The organism is Modestobacter sp. VKM Ac-2985 (assembly GCF_026967925.1).
Classification (GTDB): Bacteria; Actinomycetota; Actinomycetes; order Mycobacteriales; family Geodermatophilaceae; genus Modestobacter.
Genome location: NZ_JAPVBI010000001.1, coordinates 881657 through 899210, shown reverse-complemented (window position 1 = coordinate 899210; position 17554 = coordinate 881657). Strand labels below are relative to the sequence as shown.

Here is a 17554-nt window from a genome sequence, read left to right as displayed (position 1 = left end):
GCCGCAGGAGCATGCTCCAGCGTCTACGCTCTCCCGCATGGACGCCGTTTCCGGCCTGCTCGACGGTCCGCACGCCCGCGGTGCGTTCCTGCTGCGCTCCCTGCTCAGCCCGCCCTGGTCGATGCGGATCGCCGACGAGGCGCCGTTGACCCTGGTCGCCGTCCTGCACGGCTCGGCGTGGGTGGTGCTCGCCGACGGCTGCACCGAGCGCATCGGCGCTGGCGACGTCGCCCTGGTCCGCGGCCCGCAGCACTACACGGTGGCCGACCAGCCGTCGACGGCGCCACAGGTGACCGTCGGCCCCGGGCAGCTGTGCACCCCGATCGGGCCGGTGGCGATGACCGAGCTGGGCACCCGCGCCTGGGGCAACGACGCCGGCGGGGGCACCGTCCTGCTCACCGGCACCTACCCCCAGCCGGGCGCGGTCGGTGAGCGGCTGGTGCGGGCGCTCCCGCCCCTGGTGGTCGTCCCCGCCGACCAGGGCACCGCCGCGGTGACCCGGCTGCTCGCCGCGGAGGTGGCCCGGGAGGCGCCCGGCCAGGAGGCCGTCCTCGACCGGCTGCTGGACGTCGCCCTCGTCTCCGCGCTGCGGGTCTGGGCCGCCCGGCCCGAGGCGCGCGCCCCCGGCTGGTACGTCGCCGCCGGCGACCCGGTCGTCGGGCCCGCGCTGACCCTGATCCACGACCGCCCGGCGGAGCCGTGGACCGTCGCCTCGCTCGCCGACGCGGTCGGGGTCGCCCGGGCCACGCTGGCGCGCCGGTTCACCGAGCTGGTCGGCGAGCCACCGATGGGCTACCTGACCAGCTGGCGGATCGCGCTCGCCACCGACCTGCTGCGCGACCGCACACTGACCCTGTCCGGCATCGCCCGCCGGGTCGGCTACGCCAGCCCCTTCGCGCTGAGCGCCGCCTTCAAGCGGGCCACCGGGGTCAGCCCGGCGGCCCACCGCGCCACGCTCGCGGGCTAGCCGGTGAGGCGCTCGACCGCGGCGTCGACCCGCTCGTCGGTGGCGGTGAGCGCCATCCGCACGTGCCGGTTCCCGGCCGGGCCGTAGAAGCTGCCGGGGGCGGCCACGATGCCGAGTCCGGCGAGCCAGTCGATCGTCACCCAGCAGTCCTCGTCCCGGGTCACCCAGAGGTACAGGCCGGCCGCGGAGTGGTCGATCCGGGCACCGGCGGCCTGCACGGCCGGAGCCAGCCGGTCGCGGCGGGACCGGTAGCGCGCCCGCTGGGCGTCCACGTGCCCGTCGTCGGCCAGCGCCGCGGCCATCGCCGCCTGCACCGGTGTCGGCACCAGCAGGCCGAGGTGCCGCCGCACCTCCCACACCCGGCGGACCAGCGCCGGGTCGCCGGACAGCAGCCCGGCGCGGTAGCCCGCCGCCGTCGACTGCTTGGACAGCGAGTGGACGGCCAGCAGCCCGGTGTGGTCCGGTCCGGCGACGTCGGGGTGCAGCAGGGACCGCGGGTGGACGTCGCCCCAGCCCAGCTCGATGTAGCACTCGTCGGCGACGACGGGCACGCCGTGCGCCCGGCCCCAGCTCACCCACGTGCGCAGCTCGTCGTCGGTGAGCACCCGGCCGTGCGGGTTGCCCGGCGAGTTCAGCCAGACCAGGGCGGCGTCGCCACGGACCGCCGGCGGGGTGTCGGTGCGCTGCACGGCGAGCCCGGCCACGACGGCGCCCACCTCGTAGGTCGGGTAGGCGACCTCCGGGATCAGCACCGTCCCGGCCCCGGACAGCCCCAGCAGCGTCGGCAGCAGCGCGACGAGCTCCTTCGAGCCGACCGTCGGGATCACCGACGGATCGGTCCCGAGGGGATCGGCGAGCTCGACGCCGAGCCGGCGGCCGAGCCAGCCGGCGGCGGCCCGCCGCACGTCCGCGGTGCCCAGCGCCGTCGGGTACCCGGGCGCGTTGCCGGCTGCGGCCAGCGCCTCCCCCAGCACGGGCGGGGTCGGGTCGACCGGCGTGCCGATCGACAGGTCGACCGCACCGCCGGGGTGCTCAGCGGCGCGAGCGCGCGCAGGACCCAGCGAGTCCCAGGGGAAGTCCGGCAGCCGAACCGTGCTCACTCGCCCTGGGGCGGGAGCGCGGCCACCAGCGGGTGGTCCTTGTTGATCTTGCCGGTCTTGGCGGCGCCACCAGGGCTGCCCAGGTCGGAGAAGAACTCCACGTTGGCGTTGTAGAAGTCCTTCCACTTGTCCGGGACGTCGTCCTCGTAGTAGATGGCCTCCACCGGGCAGACCGGCTCGCAGGCACCGCAGTCCACGCACTCGTCGGGGTGGATGTAGAGCATCCGGTCGCCCTCGTAGATGCAGTCCACCGGACACTCGTCGATGCACGCCTTGTCGAGGACGTCGACACAGGCCTGGGTGATGACGTAGGTCACGGGGTTCCTCCGGGACGTGCGGGGCGGTGAGCTCCCTGGCGGGCCAGGGACTGCGGATCGATCATCCCCAGTATCACCCGAAGCCCCCTCGCTCAGCGCGACGGGTGGGCCGCCGACACGACATCGGACCACGCCCCCCGATCGGGGGGTGACCTGCTGCACATCCTCAAGCGCCCTCCCGTTCCGCCGATGGAGCGGTGTGTCAGAGGTGTGGACGTCCGGTGCAGGTGCCCAGGCAGACCAGCGCCCACCCTCGCCCTACGACGCCGTCGCCGCCCTGGAGCAGCTGATGCTCCGGCTGCAGCGCAGCTCCGGGGCCAGCCGGGTGGCGGTCTGGGTGCACGAGGCGAGCACCGGCGTCGTGGTGCCCTTCCGGCAGGTCCGTGCCGGCGAGCCGGTCGGCGAGGTGCCGGCCTCCGACCGGGTGCCGCTGTCCGTGGACCGCTCCCCGGTGATGTCGGCCGTGATCGTCGAGCGCCGCACCCTGAACATGCACCAGGACGACGCCCCGCAGTCCCTCGCCGACGAGGCGGGCCGGTACGGCGTCCGCTCGGCCCACGGCGAGCCGCTGCTGGTGGGCGACGACGTCGTCGGTGCCCTCATCATCGAGCCGGCCGCGGCAGCCTCCGCGTCGCAGCTCCGGCACGCCAACCCGCGGCTGGCGCTCGCCCTGCGGGAGGCCTGGACCCGCCGGTCGGAGCAGCGCGGGCTCGCCCAGTCCGACGTGCTGCTCGGGCTGATCGAGAGCGCGGCCCTCGCCCGGTCGATGGACCAGCTGCTCGGCTCGGCGTGCGAGCAGCTGGCCGCCCTGGGCGAGGTGCACCGCGCCTGCGTGTTCCTGTTGGAGGACGGCGTCCTGGTGCCGCGGATGGCCAGCTACGCCGACGGCCGGCGCGACCCGGACTCCTGGACGCAGTTCCGCCATGCGCCGGAGCCGCTCCGGCTGGCCGACGAGGTGCTCCGCACCGGTCGGCCGCTCACCGCCGATCGCGACTCCGACCTGCTGACCGGCTGGTGGGTCGATGCGTTCGGCATCGCCTCCGGCCTCGCCGTCCCCCTGGGCCGCAGCCCGCAGCTGTCCGGCGTCCTGACCCTGGACAGCTCCTCGATCCAGCCCTTTCCCGAGGACGTCCGCAGGCTCGCCTCGGCCGCCGGGGCCCACCTGGGCGGGGTCATCGAACAGGCCCGTGCCACCGAGGCCCGTGCCGCATCGCTCAGCACCGCCCGCGCCGTCCGCCAGCTGCTCGTGGACGGGGCGTCGGCGACCGGGGTGGCCGAGGCCGCCGAGGTGCTGGCCACCGTCGTCCGGGGGCTGACCGGCGCCGAGCGCAGCGCCGCCTTCCTGGTCGACGACGTCGGCCGGCTGGCCGAGGTGCGCCACGTCGGCTGGTCCCCGGAGAACATCGAGGTGGTCCGCGACCGGCTGGTCGGCCGGGACGTCGGCGACGTCCGGCTGTGGCAGCTGACCGCCCGCGACCGGCGCCCGGTCTTCGTCCCCGACGCCGTCGCCAGCGACCTGCTGGACGCCGACCTGGTCCGGGCGCTGGACCTCACCGCCTACCTCACCGTGCCGCTGCTGTCCGGTGACCGGCTGCTCGGCATGGTCGTCACAGGCTCCTCCAACGGAACCGCCGAGTGGTCACCGGCGCTGCGCCAGGCGGTCCAGCAGGTGGCGCTCGAGGGCGCCCTGATCGTGCAGAACGCCGAGCTGCGGGCGGTGGAGCAGCTGCGCGTCCAGCAGCTGGCCCGCGAGGCGCACAACGACCCGCTCACCGGGCTGGCCAACCGGCGGCGGTTCACCGAGGAGCTGGAGCGGACCGTCTACGCGACGCCGGCCCGGTCCTGTGCGGTGCTGATGATCGACCTGGACCGCTTCAAGGAGGTCAACGACAGCTTCGGGCACAGCGTCGGCGACGAGCTGCTGCGCCTGGTCGGCCCCCGCCTCCAGCAGCCGCTGGCGCCGACGGACCTGCTGGCCCGGATGGGGGGTGACGAGTTCGCCGTCCTGCTGCCCGACGCCGACGCGGCCCGGGCACAGGAGGTCGCCGACCGGATCGGCGCTGCCCTGCGCGAGGCGTTCGTGCTCGACGGCATGTCGCTGCACGTCGACGCCAGCGTCGGGATCGCCGTGTGCCCCGACCACGGCCGGGACCGTTCGCTGCTGCTCGCCCGGGCCGACACCGCGATGTACTCGGCCAAGCGGGCCCGGGACGGCGCCCAGGTCTGGACCCCGGACGGCGAGGCGGACCCCCGGGACCGGCTGCAGACACTGGAGGAGCTGCGCGGTGCGCTCGACTCCGACCAGCTCGTCCCGTACTACCAGCCGCAGCTGGACCTGCACACCGGCCGAGTGTCCGGCGTGGAGGCGCTGGTGCGGTGGGTGCACCCCGAACGCGGCCTGCTCGCCCCGGACGCCTTCCTCGGCCTCGCCGAGCAGGCCGGTCTGATGCGCCGGCTGGCCTTGCGGGTGCTGGAGCGCTCGCTCCGCGACCTGCAGGGCTGGCGCGCCGCCGGCCACGACCTGTCGGTCGCGGTGAACCTGTCGGTGTCCAACCTCGCCGACGTCGCCCTGCCCGACCAGGTGGCGATGCTCCTGGAGGCGACCGGCGTGCCCGCCGCGGCGCTCACCCTGGAGATCACCGAGGACGTGCTGATGGCCGATGCGGCGCGCAGCTCCCAGGTGCTCGCCTGCCTGCGGGCGCTCGGCGTCCGGCTCTCCATCGACGACTACGGCACCGGCTACTCGTCCCTGACGTACCTGCGCGCGCTGCCGGTCCACGAGCTCAAGCTGGACCGCAGCTTCGTCGGCCAGCTCACCACCGACGTCCGGGCCGCGGCCATCGTGCGCAGCACGCTGCAGCTGGGCCGGGACCTCGGGATGACGATCGTGGTGGAGGGCGTCGAGGACGCCGCCGCGCTGGCGACCCTGCGGGAGTGGCGCTGCGACGTCGCCCAGGGCTACCACGTGGCCCGGCCGATGCCGGCCGAGCACGTCCTCGACTGGCTCGTCCAGCAGCTGCCGACCCCGGCGACGCCGCTGTCCGGCTGAGACCGCAGGATCGAGCCATGGGACAGAGGCGCTCACCCCTGGGGGTACCGGAGCTGGAACTGCTCGCTGCGCGTGGCTGGCAGGCCCTGGAGGAGGAGCGGCTGGGCGACTGGCTGCTGCGTGCCGGCGGCGGGTTCACCGGGCGGGCCAACTCGGCCCTGGTCGTCGGTGACCCCGGGGTGCCGCTGCCCGAGGCGCTCGCCGCCGTCGCCCGCTGGTACGACGACCGGGGGCTCCGGCCGGCCGCCCAGCTGCCCGGCGTCCAGTCCCGGCGCGCCGACGCCGCCTTCGACGCGGCCGGCTGGGCCCGGGACGAGGACGTGCTGGTGCTCACCGCACCGGTCGGCCGACCGGCCGAGCCCGCCGTCCCGGTCGACCTCTCCCCCACGCCGGACGACGCCTGGCTGGCCGGGTACCGGCACCGCGGGGCAGCGCTGCCGCCGGTCGCCCGCCAGGTGCTGACCTCCGCCGCGGACGTCGTCTTCGCGTCGGTGCGGCTGGAGCCGGCGCCGGCTCCGCTGGCGGCGGTCGGCCGCGGTGCGCTGACCGACGGCTGGCTGGGCGTCACCGCGGTGACCGTCACCGAGGGGCACCGACGCCGCGGGCTGGCGACCGCCGTGATGGCGGCGCTGGGCCGCTGGGGTGCCGAGCGCGGCGCGCACTCCACCTACCTGCAGGTCACCGCGGGGAACGCCGCAGCGCGGGCGCTCTACCGGCAGGCGGGGTTCATCGAGCACCACCGCTACCACTACCGGCACCGGCCGGCCTGACCGGCGGGGCGCCCAGCGCCCGGCCGACGGCGAACGCCGCGGCGACCACCCCGACCAGCAGGAACCCGAGGGTGGTCGCCTGGGTGACGGCGTTGCCGCCGGCCAGCAGGAGGTCGCCCTCCGGCCGCCGCGTCGCGCCGGCCAGCACGATGACCAGCCACACCACGGCCGGGAGGACGGCCACCAGCCGGGAGCCCGACAGCCGGCGGGCCGCGTCGACCAGCAGCAGGTTGCCGACCACGGCCACGAGCAGGGAGATCGGCACCGGGACCCCGCCGACCCGCCAGGGCAGCCAGAACACCTGGACCAGCGCGAGCCAGGCGGACACGACCACCGCCACGACCGACCAGCCCAGCAGCCGGAGCAGCCTCACCCGGGCAGCCCGGCGAACAGGTCGTCCTCCCAGCCCTGCGGGCCCGACCCGGCCGGGCCCCGCTCCCCGCGCACCAGCCGGTAGTGCTCGGTGGCCAGCACCTCCTGGCCCAGGTTGTTCGACAGCGCGAAGAACGGGCCGTCCACCGTCATCTGGGTCGGGTGGGCGCGCATCGCCGCCTCCTTGGCCCCGGCGTGGGCGCGGGCGTCGACCTCCGTGGTGACGACGTCGTCGGCGACGGCGAACGGCACCTCGTCCAGGTCGCCCAGCGCGGCGAACGGCGACTCCTCCCCCAGGGCGGCCATCGCGTCGATCCCCCGCTGCACGACCGAGCGGGGCACGGCGTTCCAGTAGACCTTCTCGACCTGCCAGGCCGGCCCGAGGTCGGCCCGGTGACCGGGGTCGGCGGCCGCCGCGACGGCGGCCATCGCGACCCGGTGTGCCTGGATGTGGTCCGGGTGGCCGTAGCCGCCGTCCTGGTCGTAGGTGACCAGCACCTGCGGGCGCACCTCACGGACGACGGCGACCGCGTGCGCGACCGCTTCGTCCAGGTCGGCCTGCCAGAAGGCGCGCGGGTGCTCGTTCGCTGTCGTCCCCACCATCCCGGAGTCGCGGTACCGGCCCGCCCCGCCGAGGAACCGCCAGTCGGTGACGCCGAGCGCCGCCATGGCCGCGGCCAGCTCACCGATCCGGTACCCACCGAGCTGGTCGGCCTGGTCGGCGGCGAGCTGGGCGAGCTCGGGCACCAGCACCTCGCCCTCCTCCCCCAGCGTGCAGGTGAGCAGGGTGACCTGCACCCCCTCCGCGACGTACCGGGCCATCGTGGCCCCGTTGTTGATCGTCTCGTCGTCGGGATGGGCGTGCACGAAGAGCACGCGGCGCGCGGCAGTCACAGGACCCATCTTCCTGGAGTCAGGAAGGCGGCCATCGCGCACCCACCGAGCCCGGAGGGCTGTCGGATCCGAGCACGGGCCCGGAGGGTCCTGCTCGGATCCGACGAAACGGCTCAGCGAGAGCGGGGACGGCACCTGGCCGCGCTGCGATCCGTCAGGATCGCCATGTCACAGCACCGACTTGACCTCGGCGTAGTGGCAGGCGTTGAGGTGGCCGGCGCCGCGGTCCTCGAGCTTGGGGTCGACGGTCAGGCACAGCTCGCGCCGGCCGTCGGTCAGCTCGTTGGCGAACTTCTGGCAGCGGGTGCGGAACCGGCAGCCCGAGGGCGGGTTGGCCGGGCTCGGGACGTCGCCGCTGATGATGATCCGCTGGCGGGCGCGCTCGCGGCGCGGGTCGGGCAGCGGGATCGCCGACAGCAGGGCCTGCGTGTAGGGGTGTGCCGGCCGGCTGAACAGCTCCTCCTGGTCGGCGATCTCGATGATCCGCCCCAGGTACATGACCGCGACCCGGTCGGAGATGTGCCGGACCACCGACAGGTCGTGGGCGATGAACAGGTAGCTGAGCCCGAGGTCGTTCTTCAGGTCCTCGAGCAGGTTGATGACGCCGGCCTGGATCGAGACGTCCAGCGCCGACACCGGCTCGTCGAGGACGAGCACCTTGGGCTGCAGGGCGAGCGCCCGGGCGATGCCGATGCGCTGCCGCTGCCCACCGGAGAACTCGGCCGGGTACCGGTTGGTGTGCTCGGGGTTCAGCCCGACGGTCTCCACCAGCTCCCGCACCCGTGCGCGCAGCTCGCCCTGGTCCTTGGTGAGCCCGTGGATGACCATCGGCTCGGCGACGATGTCGAAGACGGGCAGCCGCGGGTTCAGCGAGGCGTAGGGGTCCTGGAAGATCAGCTGGATGTCCCGGCGCAGCGGGCGCATCTGCTTGCGGTTGAGCCCGACGAGCTCCCGCCCCTGGAAGACCACCGAGCCGGCGGTGGCCGGCTGGAGGTTGAGGATGGCGCGCCCGGTCGTGGACTTGCCGCAGCCGGACTCCCCGACCAGACCGAGCACCTCACCGGGGTAGAGGTCGAGGTCGACGCCGTCGACCGCCTGCACGGCGCCGACGGTCCGCTTGACCAGGCCACCGCCCTTGATCGGGAAGTGCTTCTCCAGGCCACGCACCGACAGGATCGGCTCCCCGCGGTCGGGTGCGCCGCCGGCAGGCCGCTGGGTGGTGGGGGCGGTCATGCCCGGTCTCCGTTCGTGGGGCGTGGCGGGGAGCTCACGACGCTCTGCGTGCCGGCGTCAGCGAGCCCGGCCCGGGGCGAGGTCTGGTCGCCGGGCGGGACGGCGGGACCGTCGTCGTCCAGGTCGTCCTGGGCGAGGGCGACGCCCGCCGGGGTGCGGTCCGCCGACAGGTCTGCGTCGTCCGCGGACTCGCTGAAGATGTCGGCGGCCCGCCCGTGGGCGGCGGCGACCTGTTCGGTGCGGATGCAGGCGGCCGTGTGACCGGGCCCGACCTGGAACCGCTCGGGCTCCGCCTCGTCGCACTCGGCGATGTGCAGCGGGCAGCGCGGGGCGAAGGGGCAGCCGGGCGGCATGTTGACCACCGAGGGCGGCGCGCCCTTGATCGGGGTGAGCCGCTCGCGGCTGGTGGAGTCCAGCCGGGGCAGCGAGCCCAGCAGCCCCAGCGTGTAGGGCATCCGGGGCTCGTAGTAGATGTCCTCGACGCTGCCGATCTCCACCGGCCGGCCGGCGTACATGACCAGGACCCGGTCGGCGATCCCGGCGACGACGCCCAGGTCGTGGGTGATCATGACCATCGCGGCGCCGGTCTCCTGGAGGGCGGTCTGCAGCACCTCCAGGATCTGCGCCTGGACGGTGACGTCCAGGGCCGTCGTCGGCTCGTCGGCGATGATGACCTCGGGCTGGTTCGCCATCGCGATCGCGATGACCACCCGCTGGCGCATGCCGCCGGAGAACTCGTGCGGGTAGGCGTCCACGCGGTCGCCGGCGTTCGGGATGCCGACCAGCTCCAGCAGCTCGACGGCGCGCGCCCCCGCCGCCTTGGACGAGAGCGCCTTGTCGTGGATGCGCAGCGTCTCCTCGATCTGCGCCCCGACCTTGTAGACCGGGTCCAGCGACGTCATCGGGTCCTGGAAGATCATCGAGACGCCCTTGCCGCGGATCCGCGACATGCTCCGGTCGCTCTGCCCCAGCAGCTCCTGGCCGCGGTACCTGATCGATCCGGTGACCCGCGCCGAACCGGGCAGCAGGCCCATCACCGCCAGCGACGTCACCGACTTGCCGGAGCCGGACTCGCCGACGATGCCCAGCACCTCACCGGAGCGCAGGCTGTAGTCCACGCCGCGGACGGCGTGCACCAGGCCGTCCTCGGTGGGGAAGCGGACGTTGAGGTCGGTGACCTCCAGCAGCGGCGCACTGGGGTCGAAGCCGGGGAGGCTGGTGGTCCGGCCCTGGCTCATGGCCCCCGTGGAGGTGGCACCGGACATGGCGGGGCCCGTGGTCCCGATCGTGGACATGGAGCTCCTCAGGCCCGCACGCGGCGGTTGCTCGGGTCGAAGGCATCCCGGATCCCGTCGCCGATCAGGTTGATCGACAGCACGATGATCAGCAGGGTGATGCCGGGGAAGTAGAAGAGCCAGGGGCGGGTGCTCGCCGCCTGCACACCGTCGGACACCAGCCGCCCCAGCGAGGTCTGGTTGGCACCGTTGACGCCGAAGCCCAGGTAGGTCAGGGAGGCCTCGAGGATGATCGCGGTGGCGGCGGCCAGCGTCGTCCAGACGATCAGCGACCCCAGCGCGTTGGGGATCAGGTGCTTGAAGATGATCCGCCCGTTGGAGGCGCCCATCGCGTGCGCGGCCTCCACGTACTCCTTCTCCCGCAGGGAGAGGAACTGGCTGCGCACGATCCGCGCGAGGTCCAGCCAGCCGAAGAGGCCGAGGATGATGCCGACGCCCAGCGGGGTGCGCGAGCCCGGGAAGTTGCTGGCCACGACGATCAGCACGACCAGCAGCGGCACGGTGAGGATCAGGTCGACCAGCCGCATCAGGACGCTGTCGACCCACTTGCCGAAGTACCCGGCCAGCGCCCCGACCAGCAGGCCGAGCGGGAGCGCGATGGCGACGAAGAGCAGCACGATGAACAGCGAGCGCTGGACGCCGGTCATGATCCCGGCCATCAGGTCACGGCCGATCGCATCGCTGCCCAGCAGATAGCCCGCGGTGCCCGGGGGGACCGACTGGAAGCCGCTGTCCTGGTCGGCGTAGTCGACCCCGGTGACCAGCGGGCCCAGGAACCCGAACACCAACAGCAGCAGGAAGATGACCAGCCCGGTCATGCCCACCGGGTTGCGCAGGAAGCGGCCGAAGATCTGCTGGCGCTGGCTGCGCGCCTTGACGGTGAACTCGCGTTCGACGCCGCCGCCCTCGGGGGTGCCGGGTGTCGCGGGGACCACGGGTCCGGTGGTGGTCTGAGTGGTGGCCATGGGCTCGTTCCTTCTCGCGGGGCCGGGTCAGGACAGCCGGATGCGCGGGTCGAGCACCGCGTACAGGAGGTCGGCGACCAGGTTGAAGACGACGATGAACACGGCGCTGACCAGCAGCCAGCCCAGCACCACGTTGATGTCCTCCTGGCGGATGCCGTTGCTGATCAGGTACTCGCCCATGCCGTGCCAGACGAAGACCGTCTCGGTGATGACCGCGCCGCCGAACAGCGTGCCGATGCCCAGCGCGACCACCGTGGTCAGCGGGATCAGCGCGTTGCGCAGCCCGTGCTTGACCACGGTGCGGCGGTAGGTGAGCCCCTTGGCCCGGGCCAGTCGGATGTAGTCCGACCCCAGCACGTCCAGCATGGCCGCGCGCTGGAACCGGCTCCAGGCGGCGAAGGACAGCGCAGCCAGGCTGATCGTGGGCAGCACCAGGTGCCCGAGCCGGTCGGACCAGAGTTCCCAGCCGGAGGCGTACAGCGACAACCCCGGTGTCTCCTCACCCAGCGTGTAGAGCACCTGTTGCCCGAACAGGTCGTTGACCCCCCCGGCGACGTACTCCTTCAGCAGCGCGGCGAACCAGAAGGTCGGCAGGGCGATCAGGATGTAGGCGATGAACGTGAAGGTGTAGTCCGACGCCTTGTACTGCCGCACGGCACCGATGACCCCCACGATGATCGCCAGCAGGACGGCGATCACGATCGCGCCGATGATCATCCGCCCGGTGACCAGCATCCGGGGGAAGAGCTGGTCGACGACCGGCGTGCCGTTGATCGTCTCGCCGAAGTCGCCGGTGAGGACCCCGGAGAGCCAGCGCCAGTACCGGACGAAGAAGTTGTCGTTCAGGCCCAGCGTCTCGCGGAGGTTGTTGAAGAACGACTCCGGCGGCCGGGGGTTCTGCGTGTAGTACCGCTCCAGCGGGTCGAAGCTCGCCGCACACAACGCGAACACCAGGAACGAGCTGACCAGCAACACGAGGACCGACGCGAGCAGACGCCGGATCGTGAAGAAGAACATGTGGTGACCTTACGCCGAGAGCGGAAGCCGTCCGGTCGAACGACCAGTTCAGCGTGCCTTCGCCGGACCCGTGCAGGTCGTGCTGGGCCCGGACGCACCGCGACCCCCGGGAACGGTCTCCCGGGGGCCGCGGCAGCCGGTGGCCGGCGCCGCCGAGGGCGGCGCCGGTCCGGGTGGTGCGGTCGTGCTCAGGTGGTGCGGTCGAGCTCAGAGCTGGACGTCACTCGATCGTCCAGGTCTCCGAGTTCCACAGCGGACCGGCCTCGGTCGGGTTGTCCTGCACACCCTCGACGTTCGCCTGGTGCGCGATGAAGGTCGGCTTCTGGTAGAGCGGGATGGTGGCCATCTGCTCCCAGAGCAGGCCGTCGATCTGGTTGCCCAGCTCGGCCTGCCGCTCGCGGTCCGGCTCGGTGGCCAGCTCGGCGAAGAGCGCGTCGATCTCGGGGTTGCCGATCCGGCTGTAGTTCTGCTGGATGTTGTCACCCTGCGGCGTCTGGTAGATCGACTGCGAGGAGGTGATGAACGGGTTGCCCACCCAGGCGAAGAGCGCCGCCTGGAAGCCGCCACCCTCCAGCGAGGTCGGCGCCTCGGCACCGGCGAAGATGTCCGGGTTGGCGTTGAACGACGCGTTGATCCCGGCCTCGGCCAGCTGCGGGATCATCACCTCGATCGTGGTCTGCCGCAGCGGGTTGTTCTCCGTGGTGTCGATCTGGATGTCCAGCGGCCCACGCTCGGGGTGGGTGTAGAGGCCGTCCGGACCGGCGGTGTAGCCGGCCTGCTCCAGCAGCGCGCGGGCCTCCTCGACGTTCTGGCTCTTGACCTGCTCCGGCGCGGTGTCCTCGTACTCCGGCTGGGTGTTCAGCCAGATCCGGTTGTTCAGCACCTGGGCGTCGGAGGAGAACTGCCCGACGGTCTGGTCCACGATCTCCTGGCGGTCCAGGGCGTAGGCGAGGGCCTGGCGCACCAGCGGGTCCGCGAGGTGCGGGTCCTGGGTGTTGAGGTCGAGGTGCTCGAAGGTGAGACCGAAGTTGATCTCGCTCTCGACGTTCGGCTCCAGGGCCTGGATCTGCTCGACCAGGTCGAGCTGCGGCTGCGGGTAGATCACGTCCAGCTCACCGCTCTGCAGACCCTGCACGGCGGTCGTCGGGTCGTTGCCGATGTTCTGGATGATCAGCTGCTCGAGCTCCGGCCCGTCGCCCCACCACTCGGGGTTCGGCTCGAGCACGATGACCTGCGCGCCGGCGTCGATGTTGGACACCTGCCACGGGCCACCGGAGATGCCCTCCGGCAGCCCCTCCGCGATCGGCCACCCCTCGGTGATCGTCTCGCAGACCGCGGCCGGGTCGTCGGCGTCCATGAGGTGAGCCGGGAGCAGGTTCTCGAAGCTGCCCTGCCAGTCGGCGAAGGGCGTCTCGTAGGTCACGACGACGGTCTTCTCGTCCTCGCCGGGCTCCACCGAGGCGATCAGCTCGTAGCCGGTGGTCGACAGCACCGCGGGGCAGCCACCGTCGGCCGGGTCACCGCTGCGGTTGGCCCGCCAGGTGAACTCGAAGTCCTCCACGGTGATCGGGGTGCCGTCGCTCCACACCGCGTCCGGGTTGATCTCGTAGGTGTTCACCTGCTGGCCGTCGACCTCCTCGAGGGCCGGCTCGCCGGTGAAGAGGTCCGAGTTGAACTCGACGGTGAAGTCGGGCTGGACCTGGTAGGCCGAGGGCAGCACCTTGATCAGCACGTTGGCCACCGAGGTGGCGTTGCCCGCGGCGATGTTCGGGTAGAGGTTCTCCGGGAAGTCGGTCGACTCACCGAAGACCACGCGACCCGAGCCGCCACTGGCCTCGCCGCCGTCGCCGTCCTCGCTGCCACCCCCGCACGCCGAGAGCGCCATCGCGCCGGTGAGCCCGGTTGCGATGAGCATGGAAGTGCGCTTGCTCAACTTCACGTTCGCTTGCCTCCTCGACCCGCGAGTGCGGGGGGACGATCAGGTCTGACCGACCGGGATCGCCGGGCGGACTGGGCTCTTGCATGAACACGCGCTGTCATCCAGCTGTCGGATCGCTTTCCGACGAGCGCAACGGCCAGACCCTAGGCAGAGCCGGAAGAGGCCGTCCACGGCCGTCATCATTTTGTGACCTGTGCAAAGGACCACCGTGCGCAGGCCGGAAACACCCCGGCAATACACCGCCCTTGGCCGAAGACTTTCCGGCCGTGGGCGGCGGGCTCCGGACAACGTGATCATGGCACTGCTCTGCCCTGCTCACACAGCGTGCCCGCCACCGGTGCCGGTCGACGGGCATCGCCTGGCCGCCGATCCCCGGCCCGGAGGTCAGAGGCCGGCGAGGAGCGCGCGCACGGCGGGGAGGAGCGGGCGGTCGGCGGGGATCCAGGCGAGCTCCTCCAGCTCATCGGGTCCCAGCCAGCGCAGCTCGCTGTGCTCGTGGGCGACCAGCTCACCCGCGGCGATCCGGCCCCACCAGACGCGCAGGGTCGAGGTGCCGGGCACGCCACCGGCGACCACGCCGTCCAGTGGCACCTCCCCGAGGAACGAGCGAGGCGCGATCCCGACGCCGAGCTCCTCCCGGCACTCCCGGACCAGCGCCGACAGCTCGGGCTCTCCCCGTTCGACCTTCCCGCCGGGGAACTCCCACAGCCCGGCCAGCGGTCCCGAACCCCGCTGGGCCACCAGCACCCGCTGCCGGTCGTCGACCAACGCTGCCCCGACCACCTGGGTCACCTCCTGCGCCCGCTGCGCGGCCGCGGCCGCGTACGCGTCCAGGTGGGCCTGCATCGACCGGAGGACGCGACGCCGCAGCACCGCCCGGTCGGCCAGGACGCCCAACCAGCCCGGCAGCGCCGCCTCCGCGTCGACCTGATCGGTCACCAGCGTGCCGGCTGCGGTGGCGGTGAAGGAACGGGTGTGGACCAGGGTCCGCCAGCCGCTGCCCGGGGCCGCCACCTGGACGTCGCGCCAGGGCCGCTCGGCGACGACCTCCTGCAGCGGGGCCGGCCACGGCCGGCCCAGGGACCGGGCCACGTCGAAGGCAACGGTCAGGGGTGCCTCCACCAAGGTGGTGAACCGCAGCTGGAACACGGGGGCAGCGTCCCAGACACGGCAGGATGTCCCTCGTGCGCATCTCTGCCCGGGTCGACTACGCCGTCCGCGCCGCTGTGGAACTGGCCGCCGTGGCGCCCGACTCGCTCACCTCCGAGCGGATCGCCCAGGCGCAGGGGATCCCGGCCCGCTTCCTGCAGGCCATCCTCGGCGACCTGCAGCACGCCCGGCTGGTGACCAGCCAGCGCGGCCGGGAGGGCGGCTACCGCCTGGCGATGCCACCGTCGGAGATCTCCATCGCCCGGGTCATGCGGGTCGAGCAGGGGTTCCTCGCCGAGGTGCACGGGCAGCGCCCCGAGGACGTCGAATACCCGGGCGCGGCCGAGCCGCTCGCCTCGGTCTGGGTGGCGGCCCGGGAGGCCTACCGACGGGTGCTGGAGAACGTGACGCTCGCCGACGTCGTCGGCGGCACGATGCCGCCGTCGGTCGCCGAGATGATCGAGCTGGAGAGCGCTTGGCGCTCCTTCGGCGTCCCGGCCGCGGAGTGACCGCTGCCGCCGTTCCGGTCCACGAGTCGGCCGCGTGTGGCACGATCGAACCGTGACGGACTGCGGCGCCCTCCTCGTGGAGCGCCTGCACGTCGATCTGGCGCGGGTCTCCAGCGCCGCGTGTCGCGCCGCGCGCTGACCACGGCCACCGCTCCCCCGCAGCCTCCCTGCTGCACCCACACCCGGCCGCGTCGCGCACGCTCCCGTGCCGGCGCAGAGGAGAACGACTGACGTGTCGACCCCCACCCGCAGCAGCAACCGCCCCGTCCGTGGACAGGGGCAGTGGGCGCTGGGCTACCGCGAGCCGCTGAACCCGAACGAGCGGATGAAGAAGGACTCCGACGGGCTGGACGTCCGCCAGCGGATCCTGGACATCTACGCGCACACCGGCTTCGACGGCATCGACCCCGGAGACCTGCGCGGGCGGATGCGCTGGATGGGCCTGTACACCCAGCGGGCGCAGGGCATCCCCGGCGGCAAGACCGCCGTGCTGGAGCCCGAGGAGCTCGAGGACTCGTACTTCATGATGCGGATCCGCATCGACGGCGGGCAGCTGAGCACCGAGCAGCTCCGGGTCATCGGCGGCATCAGCACCGAGTTCGGCCGGGACGTCGCCGACGTCACCGACCGGCAGAACGTCCAGCTGCACTGGATCCGGATCGAGGACGTGCCGGAGATCTGGCGGCGGTTGGAGTCGATCGGGCTGTCCACCACCGAGGCCTGCGGCGACGTCCCCCGCGTGATGCTCAACTGCCCGCTGGCCGGCGTCCTCGAGGACGAGGTCGTCGACGCCTCCGACGTGCTGGCCGCGACGGTCGAGAAGTACCTGGGCGACCCGCAGTTCAGCAACCTCCCGCGCAAGTGGAAGACGTCGATGTCCGGCTGCGTCGACCGCTGCACCGAGCCCGAGATCGACGACGTCTCCCTCAACGGTGTGGTGAACTCCGCCGGCGAGGTGGGCTACGACCTGTGGGTCGGTGGCGGCCTGTCGACCAACCCGATGTTCGCCAAGCGGATCGGGGTGTTCGTCCGGCCCGACCAGGTGTCCGACGTCTGGGCGGCGTGCACCGCGGTCTTCCGCGACTACGGCTACCGCCGGTCGCGCAACCACGCCCGGATCAAGTTCCTGATGGCCGACTGGGGCCCGGAGAAGTTCCGCCAGGTGCTCGAGGACGAGTACCTGCACGCGAAGCTGCCCGACGGCCCGGCCGCCGCACCGCCGAAGCACGAGTCACGCGACCACGTCGGGGTCAGCAGGCAGAAGGACGGCGCCAACGCGCTGGGCTTCGCGCTTCGCACCGGCCGGATCAGCGGCACGCTGCTCACCCGCATCGCCGACCTCGCCGAGCACTACGGCACCCAGGGCGGCCGGATCCGGACGACGACCCAGCAGAAGCTGGTCATCCTGGACGTCCCGGACGCCCACGTCGAGGAGCTGGTGGACGCCCTCGCCGAGCACGACCTGCAGGTGCGCCCCAGCGCCTTCCGCCGCGGCACCATGGCCTGCACCGGCCTGGAGTTCTGCAAGCTCGCCATCGTCGAGACCAAGGCGCACGCCCAGGAGCTGTACGCCGAGCTCGAGCGCCGGCTGCCGGAGTTCGACGAGCCGATCGGGATCAACGTCAACGGCTGCCCGAACAGCTGCGCCCGGTTCCAGACCGCCGACATCGGCTTCAAGGGCATGATCGTCCGCAACGCCGAGGGCGAGAGCGTCGAGGGCTTCCAGGTCCACCTGGGCGGGCACCTCGGCGTCGATGCCTCGTTCGGCCGCAAGTTCCGGGGTCACAAGATCACCAAGGAGGAGACCGCGGACTACTGCGAGCGGGTGCTCCGCGGCTACCTGGACCGTCGCGAGCCCGGCGAGCGGTTCGCCGCCTACGTCGCCCGGGCGGAGGACGAGTGGCTGGTGTGACAGACAGCACGTCCGGAAGGACGCGGCAGCTGCCACCGTTCCACTGTCCGTACTGCGGCGAAGAGG

16 protein-coding genes are annotated in these 17554 nt (G+C 72.8%); 6 read left to right on the top strand and 10 right to left on the bottom strand.

Features of this window, described 5'->3' with window-relative positions; all coding sequences use genetic code 11:
- Nucleotides 1-37: 37 nt before the first annotated feature.
- Nucleotides 38-967 carry an AraC family transcriptional regulator gene (locus O2V61_RS04160; RefSeq protein ID WP_269182063.1) on the top strand — a complete coding sequence of 310 codons (930 nt, stop codon included), beginning with the start codon at nucleotides 38-40 and terminating at the stop codon, nucleotides 965-967.
- On the opposite strand, the gene dapC is transcribed toward O2V61_RS04160, so the two are convergent.
- Complete coding sequence (gene dapC / locus O2V61_RS04155) at nucleotides 964-2067, bottom strand: succinyldiaminopimelate transaminase (protein ID WP_269182062.1); 1104 nt, start codon at nucleotides 2065-2067, stop codon at nucleotides 964-966. The genes O2V61_RS04160 and dapC overlap by 4 nt on opposite strands.
- Nucleotides 2064-2384 (bottom strand): ferredoxin, encoded by a 321-nt coding sequence (fdxA, locus tag O2V61_RS04150; RefSeq protein ID WP_014739194.1) that lies wholly within the window; start codon nucleotides 2382-2384, stop codon nucleotides 2064-2066. The genes dapC and fdxA overlap by 4 nt, the downstream gene beginning before the upstream one ends.
- Nucleotides 2385-2583: 199 nt before the next feature.
- Here fdxA and O2V61_RS04145 point away from each other — a divergent pair, with 199 nt between their 5' ends.
- Together O2V61_RS04145 and O2V61_RS04140 are read left to right on the top strand one after the other, a co-directional pair.
- A complete protein-coding gene (locus O2V61_RS04145; protein WP_269182061.1) occupies nucleotides 2584-5433 on the top strand; it encodes a bifunctional diguanylate cyclase/phosphodiesterase in 2850 nt (949 codons plus the stop codon).
- Between the two features lie 17 nt (nucleotides 5434-5450).
- Nucleotides 5451-6203, top strand: a complete 753-nt coding sequence (locus tag O2V61_RS04140; protein WP_269182060.1) for a GNAT family N-acetyltransferase — start codon at nucleotides 5451-5453, stop codon at nucleotides 6201-6203.
- Here the strand turns inward: O2V61_RS04140 and O2V61_RS04135 are convergent.
- The 8 genes from O2V61_RS04135 to O2V61_RS04100 all read right to left on the bottom strand — a co-directional run bounded on the left by O2V61_RS04135 (nucleotide 6160) and on the right by O2V61_RS04100 (nucleotide 15067).
- Entirely contained in the window at nucleotides 6160-6576 is a 417-nt protein-coding gene (locus O2V61_RS04135; RefSeq protein ID WP_269182059.1) for a DUF6113 family protein, read from the bottom strand. The two genes, O2V61_RS04140 and O2V61_RS04135, sit on opposite strands and share 44 nt — an antisense overlap.
- Nucleotides 6573-7478, bottom strand: a complete 906-nt coding sequence (gene mshB, locus O2V61_RS04130) for an N-acetyl-1-D-myo-inositol-2-amino-2-deoxy-alpha-D-glucopyranoside deacetylase (protein ID WP_269182058.1) — start codon at nucleotides 7476-7478, stop codon at nucleotides 6573-6575. The genes O2V61_RS04135 and mshB overlap by 4 nt, the downstream gene beginning before the upstream one ends.
- 159 nt (nucleotides 7479-7637) lie before the next feature.
- A complete protein-coding gene (locus tag O2V61_RS04125; protein WP_269182057.1) occupies nucleotides 7638-8702 on the bottom strand; it encodes an ABC transporter ATP-binding protein in 1065 nt (354 codons plus the stop codon).
- Nucleotides 8699-9997 (bottom strand): ABC transporter ATP-binding protein, encoded by a 1299-nt coding sequence (locus O2V61_RS04120; RefSeq protein WP_269182056.1) that lies wholly within the window; start codon nucleotides 9995-9997, stop codon nucleotides 8699-8701. Before O2V61_RS04120 ends, O2V61_RS04125 begins: the two co-directional genes overlap by 4 nt.
- Nucleotides 9998-10005: 8 nt before the next feature.
- On the bottom strand, nucleotides 10006-10962 hold the full coding sequence (locus O2V61_RS04115) for an ABC transporter permease (RefSeq protein ID WP_269182055.1): 957 nt from the start codon (nucleotides 10960-10962) through the stop codon (nucleotides 10006-10008).
- 27 nt (nucleotides 10963-10989) lie between these two features.
- Nucleotides 10990-11979: an ABC transporter permease gene (locus O2V61_RS04110; RefSeq protein WP_269182054.1), complete on the bottom strand. Its 990-nt coding sequence runs from the start codon at nucleotides 11977-11979 to the stop codon at nucleotides 10990-10992.
- Between the two features lie 220 nt (nucleotides 11980-12199).
- Nucleotides 12200-13894 (bottom strand): ABC transporter family substrate-binding protein, encoded by a 1695-nt coding sequence (locus O2V61_RS04105; RefSeq protein WP_269182053.1) that lies wholly within the window; start codon nucleotides 13892-13894, stop codon nucleotides 12200-12202.
- 408 nt (nucleotides 13895-14302) lie between these two features.
- Nucleotides 14303-15067: an NUDIX domain-containing protein gene (locus tag O2V61_RS04100; protein WP_269182052.1), complete on the bottom strand. Its 765-nt coding sequence runs from the start codon at nucleotides 15065-15067 to the stop codon at nucleotides 14303-14305.
- A 26-nt stretch (nucleotides 15068-15093) separates the two neighbouring features.
- Here O2V61_RS04100 and O2V61_RS04095 point away from each other — a divergent pair, with 26 nt between their 5' ends.
- The 3 genes from O2V61_RS04095 to O2V61_RS04090 all read left to right on the top strand — a co-directional run bounded on the left by O2V61_RS04095 (nucleotide 15094) and on the right by O2V61_RS04090 (nucleotide 17488).
- Nucleotides 15094-15576, top strand: coding sequence for an RrF2 family transcriptional regulator (locus tag O2V61_RS04095; protein ID WP_442929162.1), 483 nt, complete (start codon nucleotides 15094-15096; stop codon nucleotides 15574-15576).
- A gap of 34 nt (nucleotides 15577-15610) precedes the next feature.
- On the top strand, nucleotides 15611-15715 hold the full coding sequence (locus tag O2V61_RS22405) for a putative leader peptide (protein ID WP_442928922.1): 105 nt from the start codon (nucleotides 15611-15613) through the stop codon (nucleotides 15713-15715).
- Nucleotides 15716-15808: 93 nt separating this feature from the next.
- Nucleotides 15809-17488: a nitrite/sulfite reductase gene (locus O2V61_RS04090; protein WP_269182050.1), complete on the top strand. Its 1680-nt coding sequence runs from the start codon at nucleotides 15809-15811 to the stop codon at nucleotides 17486-17488.
- Nucleotides 17489-17554 lie beyond the last annotated feature (66 nt).